Annotated in this window: 21 protein-coding genes; 19 read left to right on the forward strand and 2 right to left on the reverse strand. The window is 49.2% G+C overall.

The features are described 5' to 3' along the window. Positions 1-92: 92 nt before the first annotated feature. The 11 genes from ACR9FF_RS15135 (at position 93) to ACR9FF_RS15185 (ending at position 12076) form a co-directional block, all read left to right on the forward strand. A complete protein-coding gene (locus ACR9FF_RS15135; protein ID WP_435171952.1) occupies positions 93-302 on the forward strand; it encodes a hypothetical protein in 210 nt (69 codons plus the stop codon). 172 nt (positions 303-474) lie between these two features. Further along, positions 475-1659 (forward strand): DUF4062 domain-containing protein, encoded by a 1185-nt coding sequence (locus ACR9FF_RS15140; RefSeq protein ID WP_435171953.1) that lies wholly within the window; start codon positions 475-477, stop codon positions 1657-1659. Next, positions 1656-1931 carry a hypothetical protein gene (locus tag ACR9FF_RS15145; RefSeq protein ID WP_435171954.1) on the forward strand — a complete coding sequence of 92 codons (276 nt, stop codon included), beginning with the start codon at positions 1656-1658 and terminating at the stop codon, positions 1929-1931. The genes ACR9FF_RS15140 and ACR9FF_RS15145 overlap by 4 nt, the downstream gene beginning before the upstream one ends. A gap of 89 nt (positions 1932-2020) precedes the next feature. Further along, a complete protein-coding gene (locus ACR9FF_RS15150; protein WP_435171955.1) occupies positions 2021-3949 on the forward strand; it encodes a PAS domain S-box protein in 1929 nt (642 codons plus the stop codon). A gap of 647 nt (positions 3950-4596) precedes the next feature. Continuing rightward, on the forward strand, positions 4597-6741 hold the full coding sequence (locus tag ACR9FF_RS15155; protein WP_435172125.1) for a PrsW family glutamic-type intramembrane protease: 2145 nt from the start codon (positions 4597-4599) through the stop codon (positions 6739-6741). A gap of 2 nt (positions 6742-6743) precedes the next feature. After that, the gene (locus ACR9FF_RS15160; protein ID WP_435171956.1) at positions 6744-7073 is read left to right on the forward strand and encodes a hypothetical protein; all 330 of its coding nucleotides are present in this window, start codon (positions 6744-6746) and stop codon (positions 7071-7073) included. Positions 7074-7092: 19 nt separating this feature from the next. After that, positions 7093-8088 carry a phosphotransferase enzyme family protein gene (locus tag ACR9FF_RS15165; RefSeq protein ID WP_435171957.1) on the forward strand — a complete coding sequence of 332 codons (996 nt, stop codon included), beginning with the start codon at positions 7093-7095 and terminating at the stop codon, positions 8086-8088. Positions 8089-8176: 88 nt separating this feature from the next. Next, on the forward strand, positions 8177-8638 hold the full coding sequence (locus tag ACR9FF_RS15170) for a DIP1984 family protein (protein ID WP_435171958.1): 462 nt from the start codon (positions 8177-8179) through the stop codon (positions 8636-8638). Between the two features lie 396 nt (positions 8639-9034). Beyond that, positions 9035-9511, forward strand: a complete 477-nt coding sequence (locus ACR9FF_RS15175; RefSeq protein WP_435171959.1) for a GNAT family N-acetyltransferase — start codon at positions 9035-9037, stop codon at positions 9509-9511. A 16-nt stretch (positions 9512-9527) separates the two neighbouring features. After that, on the forward strand, positions 9528-10499 hold the full coding sequence (locus ACR9FF_RS15180) for a phosphotransferase enzyme family protein (RefSeq protein WP_435171960.1): 972 nt from the start codon (positions 9528-9530) through the stop codon (positions 10497-10499). Positions 10500-10591: 92 nt separating this feature from the next. Then, positions 10592-12076 carry an amidase family protein gene (locus ACR9FF_RS15185; protein ID WP_435171961.1) on the forward strand — a complete coding sequence of 495 codons (1485 nt, stop codon included), beginning with the start codon at positions 10592-10594 and terminating at the stop codon, positions 12074-12076. A gap of 3 nt (positions 12077-12079) precedes the next feature. Here ACR9FF_RS15185 and ACR9FF_RS15190 read toward each other — a convergent pair whose 3' ends face one another. Further along, a complete protein-coding gene (locus ACR9FF_RS15190) occupies positions 12080-13471 on the reverse strand; it encodes an MFS transporter (RefSeq protein WP_435171962.1) in 1392 nt (463 codons plus the stop codon). Between the two features lie 116 nt (positions 13472-13587). On the opposite strand from ACR9FF_RS15190, the gene ACR9FF_RS15195 reads away from it, so the two are divergent. The 3 genes from ACR9FF_RS15195 (at position 13588) to ACR9FF_RS15205 (ending at position 15552) form a co-directional block, all read left to right on the forward strand. Next, entirely contained in the window at positions 13588-14475 is an 888-nt protein-coding gene (locus ACR9FF_RS15195) for a LysR family transcriptional regulator (RefSeq protein WP_201005965.1), read from the forward strand. 36 nt (positions 14476-14511) lie between these two features. Further along, positions 14512-14985 (forward strand): DinB family protein, encoded by a 474-nt coding sequence (locus tag ACR9FF_RS15200; protein ID WP_201005470.1) that lies wholly within the window; start codon positions 14512-14514, stop codon positions 14983-14985. Between the two features lie 180 nt (positions 14986-15165). After that, complete coding sequence (locus ACR9FF_RS15205; RefSeq protein WP_435171963.1) at positions 15166-15552, forward strand: reverse transcriptase-like protein; 387 nt, start codon at positions 15166-15168, stop codon at positions 15550-15552. Here the strand turns inward: ACR9FF_RS15205 and ACR9FF_RS15210 are convergent. Then, entirely contained in the window at positions 15549-16403 is an 855-nt protein-coding gene (locus ACR9FF_RS15210; protein WP_435171964.1) for an AraC family transcriptional regulator, read from the reverse strand. The genes ACR9FF_RS15205 and ACR9FF_RS15210 overlap by 4 nt on opposite strands. A 134-nt stretch (positions 16404-16537) precedes the next feature. Here ACR9FF_RS15210 and ACR9FF_RS15215 point away from each other — a divergent pair, with 134 nt between their 5' ends. The 5 genes from ACR9FF_RS15215 to ACR9FF_RS15235 all read left to right on the forward strand — a co-directional run bounded on the left by ACR9FF_RS15215 (position 16538) and on the right by ACR9FF_RS15235 (position 22943). Beyond that, positions 16538-18547, forward strand: a complete 2010-nt coding sequence (locus tag ACR9FF_RS15215; RefSeq protein ID WP_435171965.1) for an alpha-L-arabinofuranosidase C-terminal domain-containing protein — start codon at positions 16538-16540, stop codon at positions 18545-18547. A 130-nt stretch (positions 18548-18677) separates the two neighbouring features. Further along, positions 18678-19685 carry an aminoglycoside phosphotransferase family protein gene (locus ACR9FF_RS15220; RefSeq protein WP_435171966.1) on the forward strand — a complete coding sequence of 336 codons (1008 nt, stop codon included), beginning with the start codon at positions 18678-18680 and terminating at the stop codon, positions 19683-19685. A gap of 225 nt (positions 19686-19910) precedes the next feature. Next, positions 19911-20591 carry a response regulator transcription factor gene (locus ACR9FF_RS15225; RefSeq protein ID WP_435171967.1) on the forward strand — a complete coding sequence of 227 codons (681 nt, stop codon included), beginning with the start codon at positions 19911-19913 and terminating at the stop codon, positions 20589-20591. Then, complete coding sequence (locus ACR9FF_RS15230) at positions 20588-22351, forward strand: sensor histidine kinase (protein WP_435171968.1); 1764 nt, start codon at positions 20588-20590, stop codon at positions 22349-22351. The genes ACR9FF_RS15225 and ACR9FF_RS15230 overlap by 4 nt, the downstream gene beginning before the upstream one ends. Continuing rightward, positions 22344-22943: a hypothetical protein gene (locus tag ACR9FF_RS15235; protein ID WP_435171969.1), complete on the forward strand. Its 600-nt coding sequence runs from the start codon at positions 22344-22346 to the stop codon at positions 22941-22943. Before ACR9FF_RS15230 ends, ACR9FF_RS15235 begins: the two co-directional genes overlap by 8 nt. Positions 22944-23219 lie beyond the last annotated feature (276 nt).

Consider the following 23219-nt stretch of genomic DNA (forward strand, 5'->3'; position numbering starts at 1 on the left):
CGACTTCGGGTTGGGTGAACGTGCACGGTTCGTATTAACGCTCCGGCTAATACGTCCAAGGTCCGCGTCTATATGTACGTACCGTATTCGGAATGAAGGATCCCAGTTATCTCATTCTGCCGCTTGCCGTTATTTTTATCATTAGCGCATGGAATACCTATATTAACACCGTTTATGTCGGCGAAATTATTCAGAAGGTATGGGAGAAAGCTTCATCTTTTTATCTGATCATTGTCCCGGTTCTGTTATTTGGTCTTGGATTTGTGCGTCAAAAATGGAAAGCAGCGCACCAAACCTCTTAATTGGATCGTAAAATATGCAGCCGAGCCTATCGGACGATTGCTTGAATGATATCCCGGCATTGTTTGGTCTTGCGGAGGGGTAGGAACAGGTACGGGGACTCTATTAGTTAACCATACTCTATATGGTATAATAGAGGAATATTTCCTATCTTAACGAGGAGCCTTTGAACTGATGCCTAATCTTACAAAGCTATTTATCAGCTCCGTTGCTCAGGATGCACTGACACCGCTAAGAAACCGGACATTTGATGAATTTACCTTGCTGGGCCACCAGCCGGAGATGTATGAGCGAACTTTCGGGCCGTGGCCAATGGATGTGAGCGGGGTAGAGCACTGCTTGAACAAGGTCAGGGAATCCGATATTTTTTGCTTGTTCCTTTATAATAAAGGCGGCAGTATGACCGATACCGGCTATACGGTCACTCATCGGGAGTTCTTAACGGCTCTTAACGCAGGAAAAACGTTATTTCTCTATGCGGAGCCTACCATTACGAAGAAGTACTTTATGTCCGTTCGCCGGGTCGTGTACAGCTTTATCGAACGATACAGGCAAAGTCATCGCAGAGAGCCGTCCAATCGCGAGTTAATGGATCATCTCGAGCTGACAGCGGAAGCTCAGCCCTCTGAAATTCCAAGCAAATACGAAGTGGAGCCGTATATTTGGGTCATGCTTTATGACATTATCGACAGACACGGTAAATATATGCTGGACATGCCAATTGGAGTAGGCATTGATTGGAAGCCGGTTCTTAGCGATATATTAAGAGAAGGGGCTTCTTATTTCCCGAAAAAAGCGGAGTACATGGAAAGTATCGATACGCTTGCGGCGTTAGTGGAGTTTTCCGAATTTGTTCAGAAGGTTGTAAAGGACCATCTCATAATCCGGGAGCTGTCACAGCTAAGGCTGTTATTGGCAAGACTTCAAGGCATTATTAAAGGGGCGGAGATCAAGCAGCTGCGCATCCATGATCTTACGCTCGGCAAGCTTCGAAATTGTACGGCGATCTGTCTGTTTCAGCATAGCAATGACATATTGTCATGCATCGAGGCCGCAGGAGACACGGCCGGCGGTTATTCTTTTCATGTGAGCGATCCTAACTCTTACGTATCTTTCACCTACAATACAAGAGCTGAAGGCGAGCCGGTACTGTTCTATACGGAGGCCAAGCGCATGTTCTACCTTCTGTACAAGGTTGGAGAGTACGTGATCTCTTATCATTTCCCAGAAGAAACAAAATGGAACCAAAATATGTACGTGGACTACACGGATGATATAAAAAATGGTATACTGATGGCACATTCCAATGTAATGATTTTTGATTTCATCCATTCCGCCTTAAGGGGGTTGCAAAAATGAGCTCGAACAAAATTAAGATGCGACGGGTTCAGAACACGGACCATCCCAAATATACGATTCATCCTGATTTTAACCCTGCAACCAAGGTCGTCATCGTGAACAAGGGAATTACGATTGGTTTAACGGGAAGCAAATTGCCCGAGCTGCCGAAGGATTCGGTTTTGTTTGTCGATACTAATCGTACAGACACCTACACCTCCCGCAATAAGCTGCAGCGGATGAAAGAACTTAATCAGTCCTTAAAGAGCTCAATCCTCGTATCAGAGGCTTAATAGAAGAAATTTAAACAAGGACCCGCAGCTTGCGGGTCTTTTGCGTAAATATCGGGTAATAACATTCTGAACATGGAGGGGACTAACCCGTGGACGAAGTAACCTTTAACCAACAGAACATGTTCGCGCATGTTTTTAATTATGCTCCGATTGGAATCGCATTGATCTCACTGGATCAAAGATGGATTGATGTTAACCCGGCTGCATGCCAGATCCTCGGATACAAGAGGGCGGAGCTGCTGACGATGGATCCCACCGAGCTCATTTTCTCTTCGGGCACAGACGATCTATGCTCAAAGTTTGGGGAGCTGCTGGAAGGGAAAATCTCGACCTTTAGTCTGGAGAAGAAATATCTGCTTACGAACGACGATATCGTATGGGTATCCCTTCATATCTCGCTTGTTAGAGAAGGCGCGGACGGGAAGCCTTGGTATTATATCGCGCAGATCGTTGACATCACCGCAACCAAGATGACCGAGCAGAAGCTGCAGGAATCGGTAGAGCGGTATACGTCTCTGAAGAAATACAATCACGATACGATTATCTCCTTCGACCTGCAGGGCAAGATTATCGGCGGTAACGTGATGGCGGAAAAGCTGACCGGACGTCAGGTATCGGAATTAATCGGGACAAGCATTGCCAGTGTTATCGGCGAGGACAGTCTGGCGCGCATACTGGCCGATAATGAACCGTACACCGAGATTGAAAGCTCGATCAACCATCTTCTGCATGTCGATGGATCTTATTTAGAGGTTCTCGTTACGATCGCGCCTATTATCGTAAATAACCGAAGTATCGGCTTCTATTTGTTGATCAAAGACATTACGGAACAGAAAAAGCTGCTGATCGAGAAGGAAACGGCCGAACGAACAAATGAGGTAAAAAGCGAATTTCTGGCGATGATGAGCCACGAAATACGTACTCCGATGAACGGAGTGATCGGCATGACGGATTTACTTCTCGATACGCCGCTGGATGACGAGCAGAAGGAGTATGTGACGATAATCCGTAAAAGCGGAGACACGCTGCTTGGCATTATTAACGATATTCTTGATTTTTCCAAAGTGGAATCCGGCAATGCGGAATTAACGGTGGAGCCTTTTAATTTAAACGAGGCGATCGCGGAAACCTTTGATACCTTAATGCCCAAGGCGATGGAAAAAAACCTGGAGTTCAAAGTATGCATCAAACCTGGAATTCCGCAAAATATTGTTGGCGATTCACTCAAGATTCGTCAGATTATGCTGAACTTGATCGGCAATGCCATCAAATTTACGCCAAGAGGTTCTATCGGCGTCTCCGTAGACAAAGCCGAGGCCGAAGGCGAGTACGTCAGACTTCATTTTGCCGTGAAGGATACAGGGATAGGAGTTCCGGAGGACAAGGTGCCTTATTTGTTCGAGCCGTTCTATCAAGCGGATCATTTTATGGTGAGGCAGGAGGGCGGAACCGGTCTAGGGCTTGCCATTACGCGTAAGCTCGTTCAATTAATGGACGGCCAGATTTACTGCGAGCCCAATCCTGGAGGAGGAACGATATTCAGGTTTCATATTCTGATCCAAGCCGAGCTGCTGCCGGCAATTGCCTTACATGAATCCATTACGGAAAAAGCACCGCAGCCGGAGGAGGAGCTATCCATTCTGATCGCGGAAGATAACGAGGTTAACCGGCTTGTGTTAATCCGCATGCTGGAGAAGCTTGGCTATCGACCAAAAGCGGTATCCAACGGTGCAGAAGTTGTGGAAGAGGTCCGCAGGAAGAAATACGATATCGTATTTATGGATATACAGATGCCGGTTATGAACGGAATGGAAGCTTCAAGAATTCTGCGCAAGACCATTGAACCGGGTAACCTGCCGTACATCGTTGCCGTTACGGCTAACGCGCTAGTTGGCGACCGGGAGCGGTATATGAGTGCGGGGATGAACGAATATATAAGCAAGCCCCTGCACAGCTCGGCTATTCTTACCGTGATTCAGAAATGCTTGGAAGGCAAGCGCAGGAAAGTAACGAGTTAGCTGGCTTTATAGTAAATGATAAAACCGCGCAGGTGCGCGGTTTTTTGCTGCTTCTTTTAAGTGAGAGCATCGTTGTGCTGCGCGTAATACCGGTGTAAATCTGCCAATTTGGATTGCGCTTGGGAGCTTCAACTGGACGAAGAAAAAACAGGCTTGCAAGAGCCCTTTAACGATACCCGAATCCGAAGACTTTAAGCCGCATGCAACTCTCGAGTTGTCTAGATTGCGGGAGCTTCTGCGTTAGAAGCATAACAAACGTAAATACGCCTGCTGTCGGTTATACCGGGGCAGGCGTATTTGTGATGCAGAGGGGTTCTATGAAAGTTAGAACTGATGACGTGCTGGCAAACGGGTAAACGCAGTCGGAGAGCGTACTCCGATTGATAAGCTATGCGTGTGCGTCAAAGGCAATGGGACTTCCGAAATCGGTTCAACGGTTACTAGACATACGGATCTAGCCGTAACCCGGACGAAATGCGGAGAGGATTTCATGGCGTGGGGAAGTAATCCCGATCGTATCGCGTCTCAATTGGGAACAAAGTCCAGTTTTAGTTAATTTCTTCTTATTTATGATTCGCGGACCAAATAATCGAGTATGATTTGGGAAGGGAATTAGCCGGCGTTCATGGGAGGCCGGGTAAGGAGTGATGAATACGGATACGATATGGCGGATCCGAAGCGTGGTTAGAGATTACGCGGAAGCAGTGTACCGATTCGTCCGAGAAATACCTAACAGATATACTTGGCTGACAAAGATCTATGCGGTCTGGTGCTGGATATCGTTGCTGCTGTTTATCGTGGGATTATTCCTGTATCGCGATTCGCGTACGATGCTGGTTCAATATTTATGGTCATTTTACGTGCTGCTGCAGTTCTGGCTGTTATGCCGCAGCAAGACCTTTACCTGGAAAAAGACGGCCATGTTTATGCTTCTTGGAATCTTTCTTGTTATCCCAGTCACGGCATGGACACTGATGGGCGTACATGGGCTGGTAGGAGGCCGTACATCGGACACTTGGTCACAAGCGGTTATTACTCCCATTGCGGAGGAAATATGGAAGCTGCTTCCTCTTGGCTTGTATTTATTATTCTCGCGGCGGGCATCTGCCATGAGTCTAAGCGATTATACGCTAGCCGGAGCGGCATCCGGGGTGGGCTTTCAGCTGATGGAGGAGCTAAGCCGAAGATGGCTAAATTCCGGGATCATCGGGCGGACATACGGCTACAGCACAACGATGCTGGGCGGTGAAACCATCCACTGGGATTTCTGGACGTTGTTTCCGGGCCGATTCGAAGAAAGCATATTCCCGACCATCATGACCGTCAGTCACCCTGTACATACGGCAATGGTTGCATTAGGGTTGGGGCTTGGGGTAAGATACCGCAAACGGCTGACCCATTGGATTTTTACTTTGCCTGCGCTCCTGCTGGCATGGTCCATTCTGGATCACGCCGCCTATAACGGGCAAAATTCTTTGCCGGAATGGTTCATGACGATAAGCGAGTGGACCGGCAGCGGGTATCATACGAAAAATGTTTTTCTATTGATGCTGTTATTGGGCATTGTTCTTGATTACATCGCGATTAACCGCGTAAGAAGCCAGCTTCCGTTGATGGCAGGGGAACGATTTCTTAACCCTCTTAGCGAGATGATTCAAATGTGGAGAGCCTTCTTCGCGAAGAGGGAAAGCTTTTCCACGGTTATGGCTTTGACACGGGAACGGCGGGAGATGGGTTTTTCGTTGCTCTATGGGAATGCCGAAGCGGTATCCGTTCAAGAGGAATTACGCATAAGGATGCTGCATCATTTCCGGATGGCTGCAGCGCTTGTTTTGCTATTGTTAGGGATGGGCATCGTCGCGGGCTTTACTGCTTATTGGCAGGGACATATGCAGGTTGAACCCTCTGCCTGCTTCTCCTGTATGTTCGACTCGCTGCAGAATTGGTGGGACCGTCTCAGCTTAAGGGAAAAAGGAGCAATTCTCCTAGGAGCTTTTTCTCTCGCGCTTCTGTTTGTGGGCTTCTGGCCGGCGCTGGGCTTTGCCTTTACCGCGATTAGCATTCCTGCCAGCGGCCATGAAATAGCGAAGGACATTCGAGATCCGAAGAGGCTGCTTACCCCTGAGAACGCCGCTGCCGCGCTGATTGCGCTGGCTCTCAGCCGAGTGCCTTTTGGGCGCTTGGCTAAGAAAGGCGGAGAGCGTCTTGAGAAATGGCTGGAGAAGCTGCTGAAGCGCAAGGGTAAGCCTGAACCGGACATCCCGCATAAAAAGCCGGACGTTGACGGGCCGAAAGAGAAGCCTGATAGCGGCAAACCGGAAGAGAAGGAGTCTTCCAAGAGCCCGGAAGAGGAAGATTACGTTCATTGGAGCAAGGCCAAATACAAAGGCGTTGAGCTGTATGACAGCCGAAACGGAGCTTTGGGCGAGTTCGACGGCATCGACGTTGAGAACGGTATTTTCTATGAAGCGAAATCAGCCGAAGGCTTGAACCGCATTCATCCCAAAACCGGCAAACCGCAGCAGACGCCTCAGCAGTTCACGGATAAACAGCTTTACCAGAAAACCAAGACCCGGATTAATAATCTGATGCAAAAGGCTGTAGGCACGCGCACGACGCCTGACGGGACATCCGAGATCCCGAGCTTGGAAGATATAAAAAGCATTCGCCGCTTTCAGTTTCAGCTTGACGGAGACACCCCGGAGCTGCGAGCCGCCGCGGAAAACAGCTTGAACCGGCTGCGTCAGGAGTTTCCCGATTACACATTCTCAATCAGATTTGGAGTGAAATAGACATGTCGATCAGCGCATTTATACTCGATCCTGAAGATGAATTCGAACGTGCATTTATGCTGCCGGTTGCTACGGAAGCATTCTTTAAGCAGTACTGGGAACCGGCAACCGAGGAACTGGGACTCCAATGGACGGCATTGTTCCAAGGAGGGACGGATGTCGAGCACGAAGATGTTCCCGCCATCCTGGAGGAGATCGGTAAGCTGAAGGAATGGGTAACCGTTAAGATGGACGGAGAAGCGCAGGAGCATATGCTGCGCAGGCTGAAGCTGCTGGAAACGGGACTTCCGAGTGCCTTTCGGCGCGGTGACACAGTAGTGCATATCGGTTAAGACGAGAAGGAGAAAAATGATGGACCCAAAGATAAAAGCTTTGTTTTTGGACAAATATGCGGAGGAGGGTGCGGCAAGGTACGGGGTTAACCCCGAAGAGCTGACGTTTATCGGGGGCTTTCAAAATTTTATATATTCCTATTGCCGCAAGGACAGGAAATACATCCTCCGGTTCACGCCAAGCACGCTTCGTTCTCAGGATGGAGTATCGGCCGAACTGGAATGGGTTCGTTATTTGGCACGGCATGAACTGTCCGTATCCGTTCCGGTGAACTCGATGGAAGGGAAACCATTCGAACAAATCGATGGGAAAGAAATTTCGTTCTACGCGAGTTCGTTTACCTATGCGCCGGGTCGCAGGATCGGATACCCCGAATGTCTGGGCAATCCCTCCCTGTATGAGCAATGCGGGCGTATTACCGGCCGTCTTCATGAACTGTCCAGATTGTATAGGCCAACTGGTGCATGCAAAAGACATACATGGGAAAAGAATGAATATCTGCTCCATGCCGAGGACTATTTGCCGCAAGATCATCAACCGATTCTTCAGGCGCTCCAAGAAATGAAATTAGAACTTGCGAGACTGCCCGAAACCCCGGAGCAATTCGGACTTATCCATGGCGATATCAATGCAGGCAATTTTATGATTGATGAGGCAGGAGAAATGACGCTTTTTGATTTCGACGAATGCCAATACAGCTGGTATACCGAGGATATTGCGATCCAGCTCTATTACTTGCTCTATGTGTTTGGAGAAGATTCGAAGCCGGAACGAAAAGAACAATACGAGCTGTTTATGAAGCATTTTGAACGGGGCTATACGGAAGATGGCCGCCAAATGCCCCGCAATTGGAAGGAGCAGCTCGGGTTATTTTTGCGGCTTCGGGACATTATCGTCCTGGTAGGCATGCATAGGAGCTGGGATTTAGGTCAACCTGACGACTGGACGCGGGATTTTCTGAAGGATAGCTGGGAGCGGATAACGAACGGGAAATCATTGATTGACGGGTTTTGATGGATTGAAGGCTGAAAAATAAATTGGAAAATACATGCAGTTACTGATATAGTACTATTAATTGTCATTTTCATAGAGGAGGCAGGCGATGAGATTAGCGGAAGCGCTTGTTCTGAGGGCGGACTGCCAGCGGAAAGTAGCGCAGATTAAGCAACGGCTGGAAAGAGTCATAAAGGTTCAAGAAGGCGAGAAGCCTGCAGAATCACCCGCGGAGCTGCTGAGCGAACTGAAGAAGACGCTCGAAGAGCTGGCCGTCTGGGTGAAGAAGATTAACAAGACCAACTCTTTAATCGCCTTTGATGCCAGCGCAACATTGGCGGAAGCATTGGCCGAACGTGATCGGATCATGCAGCATCGCAATATTCTCAATGAACTGCTCGGCACGGCATCCATCCGGCAGGAGCGCTACTCGAGGCAAGAAGTGAAATATTATACGACGGTTGAGGTTACCGAACTCCAGAGTGAGGTTGACGAGCTGTCGAGGAAATACAGAGAATTGGACTTTAAGATTCAAGAGAAAAATTGGAGCACGGATTTAATAGATAACTAATCAAGTCGGTAACCGAAATCATACAGGCGAGTACAACCCGCCAACGGGTAGTTGGACCTCCGATGCAGGTGCTGGGCCATGCCTGCAAAACATCATGATTTAGCCCGATATTGTAACAAGAGTGCGAGTAGCACGCAACTAGGCCGTATTTTTTTAATTGTAACTACCATGTACTGATGTATGAACGCGGTGAGGGCGGGTTCGGGGGCTTTATTAGGGAATAAGAAAGACAGTCGGCAGACGCTGACTGTCTCTTTTTTTGTGTTATAAGAAGACCTAAAAATGCCATGGATACATAATACAATACATAATTTTTCAACATAAGTCTATTACTTTTTTGGCATTAATTGTATCGTATTAAAGCGGCCGCAATATAGGAAAGGGAGGAAGCCTTGCATGATCTCGCTTCGAAAAATTACGTTGGATAACCGTCGTGACATCTTTAATCTGGAGGTAGCCGAAGATCAGAAACGTTATGTTGCTTCGAATCTCTCAAGCGTAGCTTCTTGTTATGTACTTGCTGCCAATGGAGGAGCTCCGTTTCCGTTTGCTATTTATGCGGATGAGCAGCCTGTGGGATTCGTCATGATTACGTATAAAATAACCGGCTATGATCTTCCGTCCTTTGCTGGAGACAGCTATTGCATCTTGCGACTGATGATCGACGCGAAGCATCAAAACAAAGGATACGGACGGGAAGCCATGGCGAAAATATTGGCGTTTATCCGAACCTGCCCGGCAGGACCCGCTCGTTATTGCTGGATTCCGTACAAGAAAGAAAATACGCCAGCAAGGAAGCTTTATGAGCACTTTGGCTTTCGGGATTGTGATGAGGTCCTCTATGAAGAGGAGATAACCGTTTTGCAGCTCTAAATGAGGAGGGTTTCTCATGGACTACAATAGATATTTGGAAGAGGCTTTACGATTCTACTCTTTTGATGAACCGGCGTTTGAATTCATACGTCATAACGAGAATATGACTTACAAGATCACGGATAAGAGTGCCCGTTATTTGCTGCGGCTTCATAAGCCGATAGCCCGCAATATGGAAGGGACTCAGACCACGCCGGAAGCAATCCGCTCCGAACTCGCTTTTTTGCTCGCTTGGTCTGCGCATTCCGATCTGCCTGTACAGACTCCGGTTGCCAATAATAACGGGGAACTGGTCACTATGATTCGAATCGGTCAAGAAGAGATCCCCTGTACCGTCCTGAAATGGATTGATGGCGATGTCTTGTCAAAGCAAGAGATGAACAGCGAGGAAGAAGCCCGTACCCTGGGTACTCGAATCGCGATGCTCCATCGATTCTCGCAAAGCTATGAGGCGGGACCAAATTGTATCCGGCCGGCATATGGAACGGAATGGATTCATTCCATGATCCTGAAATTGCGGGGCGGAGAAGAGCGGGGGATTCTCTCCGGCAAAGATTTACACATTCTCGAGCGGACGATGCGGTTGATGATCGAATGGATGACTTTATGGGAAACGACTCCCGGAACCTGGGGCTTTATTCATGCGGATATCAATTTCAGCAATTTGATACGTTCCCCCAAAGGAGTTTCAATGATTGATTTTGGTTTGTCGGGATACGGGTACTATGCGATGGATCTCGCTATGGGCGCTTTACTCGTTGAGAGCAAGCATCGGGATGCCTTGCTCGCCGGCTACGGCAGCTGCATGACAGGATGGTTGGACCACGCTCGGCTAGAAGCTTTTATGTTTCTTGCAATCGTTGGCTATTACACCTTTGTATTAAGCCAGCCCGATCAGTTAAGTTGGATTGAAGATCATATTTCCGGGCTGATTGAGCATATCTGTCTGCCGCTGCTAAAGAGCCAAAGAGTGTTCTATACGATCTAAATAAAACACAACTATAGATGATTTTTACTAACCGGCATTTGGTTATAAATGGTAGACTATTGAGGAGAATGTAAGCCTGGGAGAGGATCTATATGAATGAAATGATAAACAAAAAATTATTCGAAGCGGATATTTCATCGTTGCAAGCAGCGATGGAAGCGGGCGAATTAACGTCAGAGGCATGCGTACGCTGGTATTTGGCACGCATTGAACGGATAAATCCGACTTTAAGAGCCGTACTCGAAGTGAATCCCGATGCCATCTCCATTGCGCGGGAACTGGATAAGGAACGGTTGGCGCTTGGTGCGCGAGGACCACTTCACGGTATTCCGATTCTGCTTAAAGATAATATCGATACGGGAGACCGGATGCACACCAGTGCGGGGTCCGTAGCTCTCGCGGAGCATGTTGCCCCGTCGGATTCAGCTGTGGCCGAGCAATTAAGAGGAGCAGGAGCCGTCATTCTCGGAAAGGCTAATATGACGGAATGGGCGAACTTTATGTCCGGCTCCATGTGGGCGGGATACAGCTCCAGAGGTGGACTTACCTTGAATCCTTACGGACCGGGCGAGCTGTTCGTAGGTGGATCAAGCTCCGGTTCGGGCTCGGCTGTAGCAGCTAATCTATGCGCGGCTGCAATCGGAACGGAAACATCGGGCTCCATTATCAGCCCTTCCTCGCAAAATGGCATTGTTGGCATGAAGCCAACCATAGGTCTTGTCAGTCGGAGAGGGATCATACCGATTACTCATAGCCAAGATTCGGCTGGGCCAATGACCCGGACGGTCAGGGACGCCGCGATTTTGTTGGGGGCAATGACAGCCTCGAATCCGGATGATTCAGCTATGCATGATGCTGGGCGAACCGCGCATACGGATTATACGAGCTTCCTGGATGCCAATGGCTTGCAAGGCGCTAGGATTGGTGTACCGCGGCATTACTATCAAGGTCTTGATAGCGCGAGAGCCGAAATCATAGAGCGGGCAATCGCAATGTGCGCTGAACTTGGGGCCGTTATCGTGGATCCCGTAACAATGCCTTGCGAGAGCGCGACATGGGATTGGGATGTTATGCGTTACGAGTTCAAAAAAGGTCTCAACGATTATTTAGCCAAAGCCGGCAGCGGCGCATTCATCCGGACTTTAGACGAACTAATCGAGTACAATGAGGCCCATCGCGATACGGCTCTTAAATACGGGCAAAACGTACTGATCTGGTCGAATGAAACGAGCGGAACGTTAACCGAGCCCGAATATCTCGAAAGCCTCAGGCTTAACCATGAAACCGCGCGGAAGCAAGGAATTGACCATGCTATTGAGGCGCATCAGCTTGACGCCTTGCTGTTCCTCGGCAACGAAGAAGGGCTCGATATTTCCGCGCGTGCGGGTTATCCCGCCATTACCGTTCCGGGCGGTTACGCGGAGACGGGCATTATCGCTGAAGGAGGCTATACGACCAAAGGTCCGCAGGGCATCACGTTTGTTGGTACGGCCTACAGCGAACCGGTGCTCCTCAAGTTAGCCTATGCTTATGAGCAGGCAAGCAAATACCGACATGCACCGGCCGACCCGGTCTAACCTTTAGGCCTTCGATTGTTTCAATTGCGCGGAACGGGCTCGCCGCCAGCTCATCAGGACCAAAGTTAAGGCAATAACCGTTAAAATAATTCCTAGTATGCGAAATCCGGTGAAGCTGAACTCGCCTCCCATTACGATGCCGGTCAATAAGGACGAAATGATGGTGCCGAGATATCGGGAGGTATTAAATAGGCCGGCAGCGACGCCAATGATTTCTTTTGGCGAGCTGTCGAACAAAGCCGTCTGCATGCCCACGCTGTTCAGTCCGTTGCTTATTCCGAAGGCAGCTAAGGCTATACAGACGCTTATTACGGGCGAATTTTCATTTAATGTCACAATCCATACGGAACCAAATACCATTAGAATGGCTGACACGAACAAAGCGGGCCGAGGGCCGGATTTGTCGATCCATTGGCCTGCAATCGGGGAAGCGACAAGCGAGCACAGCCCTAAACTAAGCATCAGCATGCCGGTGTGGAATTCGCTGACATGCCGCACGATTTGCAAGTAAGACGGTAATCCAAAAAATAACGAGTAGAACAAAACGTTCACAAGTATGAATTGAACATTAACCCAAGTCATCGCCGGGAATTGGGCAATAGTCCGTAATGGGATAAAAGGAGATTTTGCTTTTAGCTCATGTCTGGCAAAAGCCCCCAGCGATAAAAGTCCAATTATACCGATAACGACGTAACTAAACGAGACCTGCCCGGAAGATTTTGCGGACAATAATCCAACAAGCAGAGCAACCAGTCCTGCGGTAAATAGCAGAATCCCTGACGCATCGATCAGTTCAAGCCATTTGCGGAAGGTAAGTCCGCGGACGGGAGAAGTCTTCGGTTTGTCCTTGGGAATGGTTCTCCACGCGAGCAAGTAGCTGGCAATGGCAAACGGAATATTGACGAAGAAGATCGCCGGCCAATCCCACCAGTGGATGAGCACCCCGCCAACAAAGGGACCAATAGCTGCCGCGCCGGATAAAAAGATGGACAGAACGGACAGCGCGGCAGCCTGCTTATCTGTTATATAGATACGGACAATAGCCATGCCTACGGCCACCATCATGCTTGTGCCTATCGATTGAATAACTCGGAACACGATCAGCCAACCAAAGCTTGGCGACAATGGCGCTAATAGCGACGCTAGAAAAGCTACAACAAGACCGTTTAGAAAAATATTTCTTCGGCCGAATAAGTCGCTGGCTCTGCCCATTACGGGCTGGGCAACAGCGCTCGCAATATAGAAAGAAAATATGATCCAGGAAACGCCGGTATAATCAAGCTTGTATTCAGTTTGAAGCCTTGCCATTGCCACGGAAATCATGGACGAATTTAAAGGGTTCAGCAGAATCCCTAATCCGACGGCAATCATAAGCCACCTATTGCGTGTATTCAATGAAAGTCACTCCTCGATTAATCCTGCATTTATCGTACGGTATATGCGTCATTTATTCCAACGCATTTCATGTTATAATTTCATGGACTTGAAGGAATAAACGGATGGTGAATTTCATGGAGCTTCTGCAATTGCAATATTTCTTGACGGTAGCCCGGCTGGAGCATGTCACTGAAGCGGCTCGGCATCTGCATGTCACGCAGTCGTCGCTAAGCAAGACGATTCAACGCTTGGAGGAAGACTTAGGCGTGCCTTTATTCGACCGGGTAGGCAGAAAGCTGCGTCTTAACGAATCGGGCAGCCGATTCCTGCTGCGTGCGGAGCGGGCTTTATTCGAGCTTGACCAGGGAAAGCAGGAGCTGAACGATCTGTCCAGCTCTGAACAGGGGACGATCGAACTTGCCGTAAACACGGCCAGCATGCTGCCTAATATCCTCCGAGAGTTCCGGAAGAAAAAGCCGAATATCCAGTTCCACGTGCAAATGCTGACGACGCGGGAGATGGTGGCGCATCTTCATCGGGGAGATATTGATTTCTGCTTGTCTTCGCCGTCCCTGGAAGGAGAAGATATCGAATGCCAGATCTTATATAGAGATCCTATCCTTATAGCGGTTCCCCAATCGCATCGTCTGGCAGGGCGGAGCAGCGTATCCTTATCCGAGCTGAAAGAGGAATGGTTCGTTGGGGTGAAGAAGGGTTACGGTACCCGTGATCTGGTAGACTCCATATGCAAAAAAGACGGCTTTGAGCCCAAGTTTGTCTATGAAGGGGATGAGCCTGCGAGAATTAATGCGCTTGTGGAAGCCGAAATCGGCATTGCGTTTATACCGGGCACGGCTAGAAATCAAAACGGACAGATTGTTTATCTACAAGTAGAAGAAAACGAGCTCGTGAGGGAAATCGCTTTGTTATGGCATAAGAGCCGTTATGTATCGCGGGCTGCTCAATCCTTTCGCGAGGTTGTCGTTGACTATTTCGAGAAATTATCAAAGTCAAATAATTAATGCAGCTAATTATAGTTGACCATAGGAGGATTATTCATGTTGAAATTATTCGAGTATAACTGGCAGGTACGAAAAGATTGGTTCGAATGGTGCCGGGACGTCTCCCGGGAAGAGCTGCTGAAGAAGCGGACTGGAGGAATAGGAGGCATTCTGCATACCTTGTTTCATATTGTGGACGTGGAATACAGCTGGATCCAAGGACTGCAAGGGAAGCCCGATTTCACGGAACCGTTCGAGTCTTATGCCAGTCTTGAGCAGGTCATGGAGCTTTCGGATAGATTCCACGAAGAAGTCCGGTTGTTCGTAGCCGCATGGACCGATGACATGGAGATGAAGGTATTGTCCGATGTATACCCGAATGGAGACCCTATTAACTTCAAATACGGGGAAATCATGCGGCATGTCCTTGCTCATGAAATACACCATATGGGCCAATTATCCGTATGGTCGAGAGAACTAGGAAAGGCCCCTGTGACCGCTAATTTTATTCGCCGGGGATTGTTCGGCTAATCACGAATGGGTATGCGGCGACCTATCAAGTATTAGATCCCGGTGTATCAACGGGGTTTGTGTTTAGAACCCTGGATCAAAATGGATCCATTATCTCGACGTCGCGTTGATAAATGTCATAAGCGTTCAATAAGATGGCCAGTAGTTTCATTCTTAGCTGTAGCGAGGGGCAGAGGTTTTATGATTGAAGTGTATTTGGATGGTGCCAGCGCCGGAAATCCCGGGCCCAGCGGCGCAGGCATTTTCATCAAGAATAACGGGGAGGTTGAACGGCACTCTATTCCGTTAGGGGTAATGGACAACCACGAAGCGGAGTTCCGTACCTTCATTCTCGCTCTTGAGTTATGTATCCGCAAGGAATATAAGACCGTATCCTTCCGGACGGATTCCCAGTTCGTAAACCGGGCTATCGAGATCGAGTTTGTGAAAAACAAGAAATTTGCGCCGCTGCTTCAAGAAGCGCTTCGGCTGACGAAGCAATTTGAGTTGTTCTTTATGATGTGGATTCCAAGCTCCGAGAACAAATCGGCCGATCAATTATCCCGGGCGGCTATTCGCGGCAACTAGCGGATAGCGTTGGCTTGTTGCCGGTATAGCGTAGGAGCTATGCCTGTCTTTTGCTTAAAGAGATTCGAGAAATATTGCGGGTCCTCATAACCAAGATGTCCGGCAATTTCACTAACGGGCAGCTCCGTGTCTTGCAGCATCATTCTCGCAATGTCCAGCTTGCGCGTCAGCACGTATTGATAAACGGTGCTGCCGGTATGCTGTTTGAAGATACGGTTCAGCTGCTTGAAGGACAATCCCATTTGATGGGCAAAATCCTCCGACTGGAAGGGTTCACCGACCAGCTGATCCAGATAAAGCTTCATTCGTCCCATCATAGGGGAGTTATATTCGGCGGCTTGCTTTACGGATTTCTGCAGGGCAATGAATATCTCCGTGCTGCTAAGGATTAAGGAGGTTTGCGTATCCATGCCATCTTCGGTCTTAAGTTTTGCGGCAGCAAAGCCTTTCAAGAACAAAGCTTCAATATCAGCGTTTGGAATATACGGGGTATGAAACAAATGGAAGGCTTCGAGGAGCGGGAGACTATTGCCGTGGAGATTGTACCAGTAATACGTCCATGGATCGTTTGAATCCGACAAGGCCGTTACTTCATGCTTGCTGTCTTTCCTCAAAATAAAGGCGTCGCCTTTTCCCAGGCGATGCTTCTCCGTATTAACCTGAATTTCTCCATGTCCGTTTATCACATATCCAAGCACAGTGATATCTGCTTTATTTCGAATATTCTTATAGGTCGGCGCGCAAATATTCATTCCGATCATCGGGATGTATACTGATAAATCTGGAGAATACGGCAGTGCGTGGATATCGCCATATTTATGCTGCGCACGGTTATCATCCGTATGTGTCATGTCCATTTTCCTCACTTCACCTTCCTTTTCCTCTATGTTCATCTGTCTACGAAAACACTATCATGAATATGAAATCCAGTCCATCCGCATGGGAAGAGTAGGCGGAAGTCTAATAGATGAGGGAGAGAAAACGTATGAACCAGAGGGCCTTAATTACCGTAAACACCGAAGCACCTTCCAAGCACCGCTTGAATCCTTATATTTTCGGCCATTTCGTGGAGGACATCCGCGATCATATGGATGCCATGTTAGCCTTTACGCTGAAGGACATGGACTTTGAGGACGAAGCCGATGCGCGCGGCGTATCCTCAGGCTGGTATGCCGTAACCAATGGCAAGAATACGGAATATAAATTGGAGCCTGCCGCTCCGCGGCATTCCGGCCATAGCCAGCGTATCCGGATTTTAAGCGCGGACCGCTGCTACGGCGGAATTGGTCAACAGGTCAGTGTCGAGGGCGGCCTTCCTTATCGCATTAGCATCGTAGCGCGTGCCGCTATGGATCTTCGGGCTGCTGTCTGCGAAATTATCGACCGTGCTTCCGGTGAGGTACTGAGCCGCACTGAAGTTGGGCTGCGGGGACATAAGTGGAACGAATATAAATTAGAGTTGATTCCTGACCGTTCGTGCGAAAGGGCGGAGTTCCGTATTCTGCTCTCCTCGGAGGAAGAAACCTGGCGTGATGGCATGGGATCGGGCATGCTGTGGCTGGATCATGTGTCGATGCTTCCTTCGGACAGCATAGGTTACGTAAAACGGGAAGTCGTAGAGCTGACCAAACAGCTAAAGCCGGGAATGATGCGTCTCGCGGGTAATTACATCAGCGCGTATCATTTCGAGGACGCCATTGGCCCCGTACTGGAACGGCCCAACATGATTAATGAAGCATGGGGCGGCTGGACGAACAAATATTTCGGAACGGATGAATTCCTTGCGTTCTGCCGGGATACGGAGACGGAGCCTTTAATCTGCGTCAATGCGGGAACGGGTTCACCTGAGGAAGCAGCGGCTTGGTTGGAATATTGCAACGGCAGCGTAGACTCGGAGTATGGCGCGCTGCGGGCTCGAAATGGCCATCCGGAGCCTTATGGCGTCAAGTATTGGGAGATCGGGAACGAAATTTACGGACCATGGCAGCATGGGCATAGCACGGCGGAGCAATTCGCGCATCGGTATAACCGTTTTGCGGATGCGATGAACGCGGTAGATCCGGATATAGTGCTTCTGGCATGCGGCGATTGCGATCCCGAATGGAACCGTACGGTGCTTAGCCTTTCGGCGGACAAAATGGACATGCTGACGCTGCATATTTATCATGGCTTCGGCACGGTCGGAATTACGCCTGACACGCCAAAAGAAGAACGGTACCCGGCAGTGATGTCGTTCCCTGAGGTAAGCCGTGCCGCAATCAGCAAGACGGAAGAGATCATTGCCGGCAATCCCGCCTATTCGCATGTGAAGCTCGCGATCACGGAGTACAACACGATGTATTATCCGAACACGATTCGAGCAGGGCGCCCGATGGAGCATACGCTGGAGGCTGCGGTAGCCAACGCCGCAAACCTGAACGAATTTATCAGGCAATCCCATCTGATCGAAATCGGCAGCTACTCCGACCTGGTCAACGGCTGGCTTGGCGGATGCATTCGGGTTGGGGATTGCTATGCGGATCAGTACCGGGGCAAAGAAACAGGCTGGAGCGGTCGCAGCAGAACGGTATACGGCACGCCAACCTTCCATGTGATGAAAGCCTACGCGAATCGCGACATCTCTCGTGTATTGAAGGTGCATACGGACAGTCCAACCTTCGATTGGCCATCCGGATCGAAGCGGTTTGGACTCGAGCCAGGGAATTTGCCGGCGCTTGATGTGGCAGCCGGTGTTAATGAATCCGGCAGCGTGTTAACCTTGTTTGCCGTTAATCGCGGGCTTTCAGCGGTTGACGCTGAGCTGGCTATCGGTTCGTTTGCGGACTCCGGAGTAGCGGCAATATGGGAATTGTCCGGCAATGATTATGAGTTAATCAACGATGTATTTGAACCGGAAGCCGTAACAGCGGAGGAGGGCCTTCTGAAATTCAAAGATGGCAAGCCTCTGCTGACTTTGAAGCCCCATTCGGTGTACGTCATTGAGGTGCGCAAGTGAATAAGGGGTGTCGGGAAGAGCTTCCGGGTAATCCGGGGGTTCTTTTTTTTATTTAGCTGTGTTAACGATCATTGCCATGCTACAATATTTGGTAATGTTAAGCCATTTTTCGAGGAGGCCGTATACCGGGATGAATGTTCAATTGGCAGAGCGGAAAATCGCGGAATGGGCGGCAGCAAACGCTGCAGCGCTTGGAATGAGCCCGGAACGCATACAGGCTAGTTATATTTATAACCCGGGAGGCTTCGGCAACTTGTCGATCCGGTTAACGGATGGAGCCTCGCGTCTTCACGTTAAGCTTGCTCCTCCTTACAAACGGACAAGACTGCAGCAGTGGGCGAGAGTAAGCGATTATTTAGCTTTGCATTATTCCGCACCTATGCTCATTCATGAAATCAATGAAGAAGTAGTGCCGGGTTATCCGTATGGACTTGTATTCGAATACATAGAAGACGCGGTCCCGCTTGCCGAGATTCATAACGCGAATGAGATCCGATCCGCCGTGCTGAAGATCATTGCCAAGCTGCACCACGATGAGGAGCTTCGCGAGCTGCTTCCCGTGACGGCGACCCGATCCTATGCCGAAGCTTTCGAAGAGGAATACCTAACCCGCTTTACGGAGGATCTGGACGGAATCCGAGAATCGAGGGAGCTTCTGAAGGATTTTGTGACGGATGAGACCCTGACCTGGTTTGGGGAAGAGATAGAGAAATTGAGGGAAATCATCTCACAGACCCCAGCTTTTCAAAAGGCGGCTGTCGATGTTGTCCATAACGACTTGAATGGCAATAACGTATTGGTGCGGGGAGACGGCTCGTTCCGGATTATCGATTGGGATGATCTGACCGGACAAGGAGATGCGGCGATGGATTATTCCGTGCTCCTCTGGCCGCTTGCCGATGATCCATCATGGCCGAACTGGAGAGAAAAGGTACTTGCAGCTGCCGGAGATGGCGTAGTCGAACGGCTTGAGCTTTATTTTCGCGCTAAGCTTCTGGATGATGTCATTGATGTTCTCGCCGATTATGTTGAAGCGGAGCAAGTGCCTGAATATAGAGAGGAAGCCCAGCGCAAATCGAAAGCCATTCATCTGTTCTCTTATCCCAAGTATCTTGCTAAATATGAAGCTAACTCGTAAAAGCCGCCAATTCGCGGCTTTTTCTTTGCGTTTAGGTTCTCCAAGAATCCATTTCGAATACACACGTTGGACACACGAACCCCCTATACTTCAACTTGTAGATCAAATGGAGGTGCAATCGGATGATAAGAATGCCGAATTTCGGGTAAACCTGTGATAGCATAGGATATACGATTGCGGTTCCGTACGAGAAAGGAACCATTGCCGGAAAGAGGCGGGATTCAAATGAAACGAAGTATTTTATTAGTGGAAGACGATACGCTTATGCGGGAATTTATAACGGATTATTTCAAAAAAGAACTATGGGATGTCCACGAGGCGGAGAACGGAAGGGTTGCGCTTGAGTTATTCGAGCGGGTCTCCGTCGACCTGGTTGTGTTAGACATTATGATGCCGGAGATGGACGGCTGGTCCGTATGCAGACGGATCCGCGAGAAATCGGATATTCCTATCATTATGATCACGGCAAGGGCCGAGGACGAGGATCAACTGATGGGCTTCGAGCTGGGAGCCGACGAATACGTTACCAAGCCGCTAAGTCCAAGGGTGCTTGTCGCCCGGGCAAACGCCTTAATGAAGAGAACGGAAAGAACGGTGGGGCGGGAAGCGGAGCTGCTTCAATACGGAGAATTGTCGGTGAACCGCGAGGCCCATACGGTTACGGTGGCTGGGGAACTCGTTAATCTGTCGCCCAAAGAATACGATCTGCTGCTATTCCTGATCAAGCATGACGGAAAAGTATTGTCCCGGGACTACATTCTGAATGCGGTATGGGGATACGAGTACCTTGGAGATTTGCGGACCGTGGACACTCATATCAAGAAATTAAGAGCCAAGCTCGGGGACGCCGGCAAGCTGATTGCGACCGTCATCCGATCCGGCTACAGGTTTGAATCGGAAGCATGAGAAGACATGGCGTTGTACTCAAGCTGTTCGTCATTACGTCCGCTTTGATTTTGTTTATTTTTACGCTGGTGATGTTGGCCGAAGGGTTGTTCTTTGAACGTTTTTACCGGATGTCCCGGATTCATCAGCTGGAATCGGCCATTAACGGGTTTAGCGATCAGTATAACGAGGTAAAGGGGAATGAACGGGAGCTTTCCAGTTTGCTCGGAACGTTTATGAACCGGAATGATACCAGCTCGGCCGTACTGAATAAAAGCTTTAATAAGGCTAACCTCAATCCGTATTATGTTAAGCTTCAATCGGGCGGTAAGAGCATTACCGTTCCGATCCCAACCGCAGGCGCTACGATCAATAGCATTCCGCGAGGAGTTTCGATTGGAAGCAATATAATAGTGGACGGGATTTTTATGGACCAGAAGGATACGGTGCTTCACCCGATTGATTTCTGGCCCGATAATTCCGCTCCTCTTGATGAAGGCTTAGTACGGATTGAAGGAAAGGTAACGGACTTTTTGCTGCCGGAGCAGCGGTCGTTCAACCCTCTTTACCAGGATGCTCTTGTTGACGAAGCTCTACAGGATTGGACAGCGTCGGCGGAGGCGAGACTGTCCCGCTTGCATGCGGGAGAGACGGTACGGAGCGAATGGAAGGATCCTTGGAGCGGAGTCGAGTACGCCGTACTCGTAAAATCTCTTGCCGGTACGGATGCGGATGAGCATTACATGTTCGTGATGGCTTCCCTTCAGCCGGTAGGAGAAGCGGTTGATATTTTGAAAAAGTACTTTATTTACTTGGCGCCGATCATACTTGCTCTCGTTCTTGCGTTAACGCTGATCTATTCGAGAATTGTATCGCGTCCGCTGCTGACCCTTAATCGTTCGGCCGCGCGGCTCGCCAAGCTTGATTTCACCGATCATCCGGAGATTCGCTCCAAGGACGAATTCGGAGAGCTATCGAGGAATATGAACGCCTTATCCCGCAACCTGGACTCGGCACTTAACGAGCTCAAGCTTGCTAACGAGCAGCTGCAGGAGGACGTAAGAGAGAAGCAGAGGTCCGAGCAGCTGCGCAAAGAACTGGTAGCGAACATATCCCATGAGCTCAAAACTCCGCTTGGCATCGTAAAAGGCTTTGCGGAGGGACTTCAGGACGGGGTAGCAGACGACAAGCGAGAACGTTACCTTGCCTTGATCGTGAACGAGACGGACCGGATGAACGCGTTGATAATGGATATGCTGGAGCTGTCCAAATTCGAGGTGAAGGCCGTTAAGCTGCAGATTGACCGGTTCTCCCTGACCGATCTCGTCAAAGAGGTTGCAAGCTCCTTCACGCAGCAGCTGGAAAGCAAACATCTAAGGCTAAGAGTTCGGCAGGATAGAGAACGGGAGTTGTTCGTTTATGCGGACCGTAGACGGATCGAGCAAGTTCTGCTCAATCTGCTCAGCAATGCGATTCGGCACGCCATTGAGAACAGCGTAATCGTTATGGAAATGGAAAAGGCAGAAGGAGCAGCAATTAAAACCACCGTGGAGAATACAGGCCCGTCTATTGCAGAGCAGGACCTGAGCAGAATTTGGGATCAATTCTACAGGGTAGAACGTTCCCGTGATCGCAAATCCGGCGGAACCGGCTTAGGGCTCGCTATTGTCAAACATATATTGGAGCTGCACGGTAGTGATTACGGGGCAGCCAATACTGAGAACGGTGTAGCATTTTCATTCACTTTACAAGAAAACAAAGGAGAGACTCATCATGAATAAAAAATCCGTAAGCTTACTGGCAGCATCGTTAGCCGTTCTGATTGTTCTGAGCGCATGCGGCAACAAAACGGAAACAGGGAATACGAATACAGCTAGCAATAATACCGCGACAGAAGCGCCGGCATCCAACACGCCTGCCAACAATGCCGGAAATGCGGAGGAATCCGCCACGCCAGACCATAACGCTCCCAGCGAGGAGTCTACCGCGCCTGAGACAGCGACTCCTGACGATACGAATTCGTCTAACGCCGCAGGGGATAATGCTAGTGAAGAGATTCTGATTATCATCGATCAGACCGACAAACCAATCGAAGGCAACAGCTTTGACTTCACAGTCAACAAGCGTCCGGAAGGCTACATGCTGTCCAAGATGGAATGGAAATCCGGCAAAACCAGCATTGTTAACACAACGCAAGAAGCAATTGAGCATGGCGGTAATGGAGAAGACGGCTTTTACATCAGCGGAGATGGACAGTTCATGGGCTTCTTCTACCCGGACGACTTGAAGGGGCAAAAAGGCGATGTAAGCTTTACATTCGTAAACGATGCGGGCAAAGAGCTTACTTGGAAGAAGACGATCACTTTGAAATAAAAGATAAATTGAAGGAAAGCCGCGAGAAGTGCTCGCGGCTTTTTTGCGTTTCGTCATATTGGGAATTGGAATGGGAATGTGCGGGAGAATAGGTTTGTTACGCTGTTGACACGACACCATTTGGTGTCTTATAATTCTTTTAGACACCAAATGGTGTCTCATGAGTGAATCGAACAAGAAAAAGTTACCTTGCATTCTATTGTAACGAAATGAATGGAGCAGTCGCAACCCATGGATTCTAACGCCAACTATTCTTTTATGAAGTTGAACTCTAGG

The sequence above is a fragment of the Paenibacillus glycanilyticus genome, assembly GCF_051200795.1.
Taxonomy (GTDB): Bacteria; Bacillota; Bacilli; order Paenibacillales; family Paenibacillaceae; genus Pristimantibacillus; species Pristimantibacillus glycanilyticus.

What these genes read in the sequence shown, in the direction of transcription:
- ACR9FF_RS15135 (WP_435171952.1), top strand. Translation starts at nt 93, where the DNA reads ATGAAGGATCCCAGTTATCTCATTCTGCCGCTTGCCGTTATTTTTATC.
- ACR9FF_RS15140 (WP_435171953.1), top strand. Translation starts at nt 475, where the DNA reads ATGCCTAATCTTACAAAGCTATTTATCAGCTCCGTTGCTCAGGATGCA.
- ACR9FF_RS15145 (WP_435171954.1), top strand. Translation starts at nt 1,656, where the DNA reads ATGAGCTCGAACAAAATTAAGATGCGACGGGTTCAGAACACGGACCAT.
- ACR9FF_RS15155 (WP_435172125.1), top strand. Translation starts at nt 4,597, where the DNA reads ATGAATACGGATACGATATGGCGGATCCGAAGCGTGGTTAGAGATTAC.
- ACR9FF_RS15160 (WP_435171956.1), top strand. Translation starts at nt 6,744, where the DNA reads ATGTCGATCAGCGCATTTATACTCGATCCTGAAGATGAATTCGAACGT.
- ACR9FF_RS15165 (WP_435171957.1), top strand. Translation starts at nt 7,093, where the DNA reads ATGGACCCAAAGATAAAAGCTTTGTTTTTGGACAAATATGCGGAGGAG.
- ACR9FF_RS15170 (WP_435171958.1), top strand. Translation starts at nt 8,177, where the DNA reads ATGAGATTAGCGGAAGCGCTTGTTCTGAGGGCGGACTGCCAGCGGAAA.
- ACR9FF_RS15175 (WP_435171959.1), top strand. Translation starts at nt 9,035, where the DNA reads ATGATCTCGCTTCGAAAAATTACGTTGGATAACCGTCGTGACATCTTT.
- ACR9FF_RS15180 (WP_435171960.1), top strand. Translation starts at nt 9,528, where the DNA reads ATGGACTACAATAGATATTTGGAAGAGGCTTTACGATTCTACTCTTTT.
- ACR9FF_RS15185 (WP_435171961.1), top strand. Translation starts at nt 10,592, where the DNA reads ATGAATGAAATGATAAACAAAAAATTATTCGAAGCGGATATTTCATCG.
- ACR9FF_RS15195 (WP_201005965.1), top strand. Translation starts at nt 13,588, where the DNA reads ATGGAGCTTCTGCAATTGCAATATTTCTTGACGGTAGCCCGGCTGGAG.
- ACR9FF_RS15200 (WP_201005470.1), top strand. Translation starts at nt 14,512, where the DNA reads ATGTTGAAATTATTCGAGTATAACTGGCAGGTACGAAAAGATTGGTTC.
- ACR9FF_RS15205 (WP_435171963.1), top strand. Translation starts at nt 15,166, where the DNA reads ATGATTGAAGTGTATTTGGATGGTGCCAGCGCCGGAAATCCCGGGCCC.
- ACR9FF_RS15210 (WP_435171964.1), bottom strand. Translation starts at nt 16,403, where the DNA reads ATGACACATACGGATGATAACCGTGCGCAGCATAAATATGGCGATATC.
- ACR9FF_RS15215 (WP_435171965.1), top strand. Translation starts at nt 16,538, where the DNA reads ATGAACCAGAGGGCCTTAATTACCGTAAACACCGAAGCACCTTCCAAG.
- ACR9FF_RS15220 (WP_435171966.1), top strand. Translation starts at nt 18,678, where the DNA reads ATGAATGTTCAATTGGCAGAGCGGAAAATCGCGGAATGGGCGGCAGCA.
- ACR9FF_RS15225 (WP_435171967.1), top strand. Translation starts at nt 19,911, where the DNA reads ATGAAACGAAGTATTTTATTAGTGGAAGACGATACGCTTATGCGGGAA.
- ACR9FF_RS15230 (WP_435171968.1), top strand. Translation starts at nt 20,588, where the DNA reads ATGAGAAGACATGGCGTTGTACTCAAGCTGTTCGTCATTACGTCCGCT.
- ACR9FF_RS15235 (WP_435171969.1), top strand. Translation starts at nt 22,344, where the DNA reads ATGAATAAAAAATCCGTAAGCTTACTGGCAGCATCGTTAGCCGTTCTG.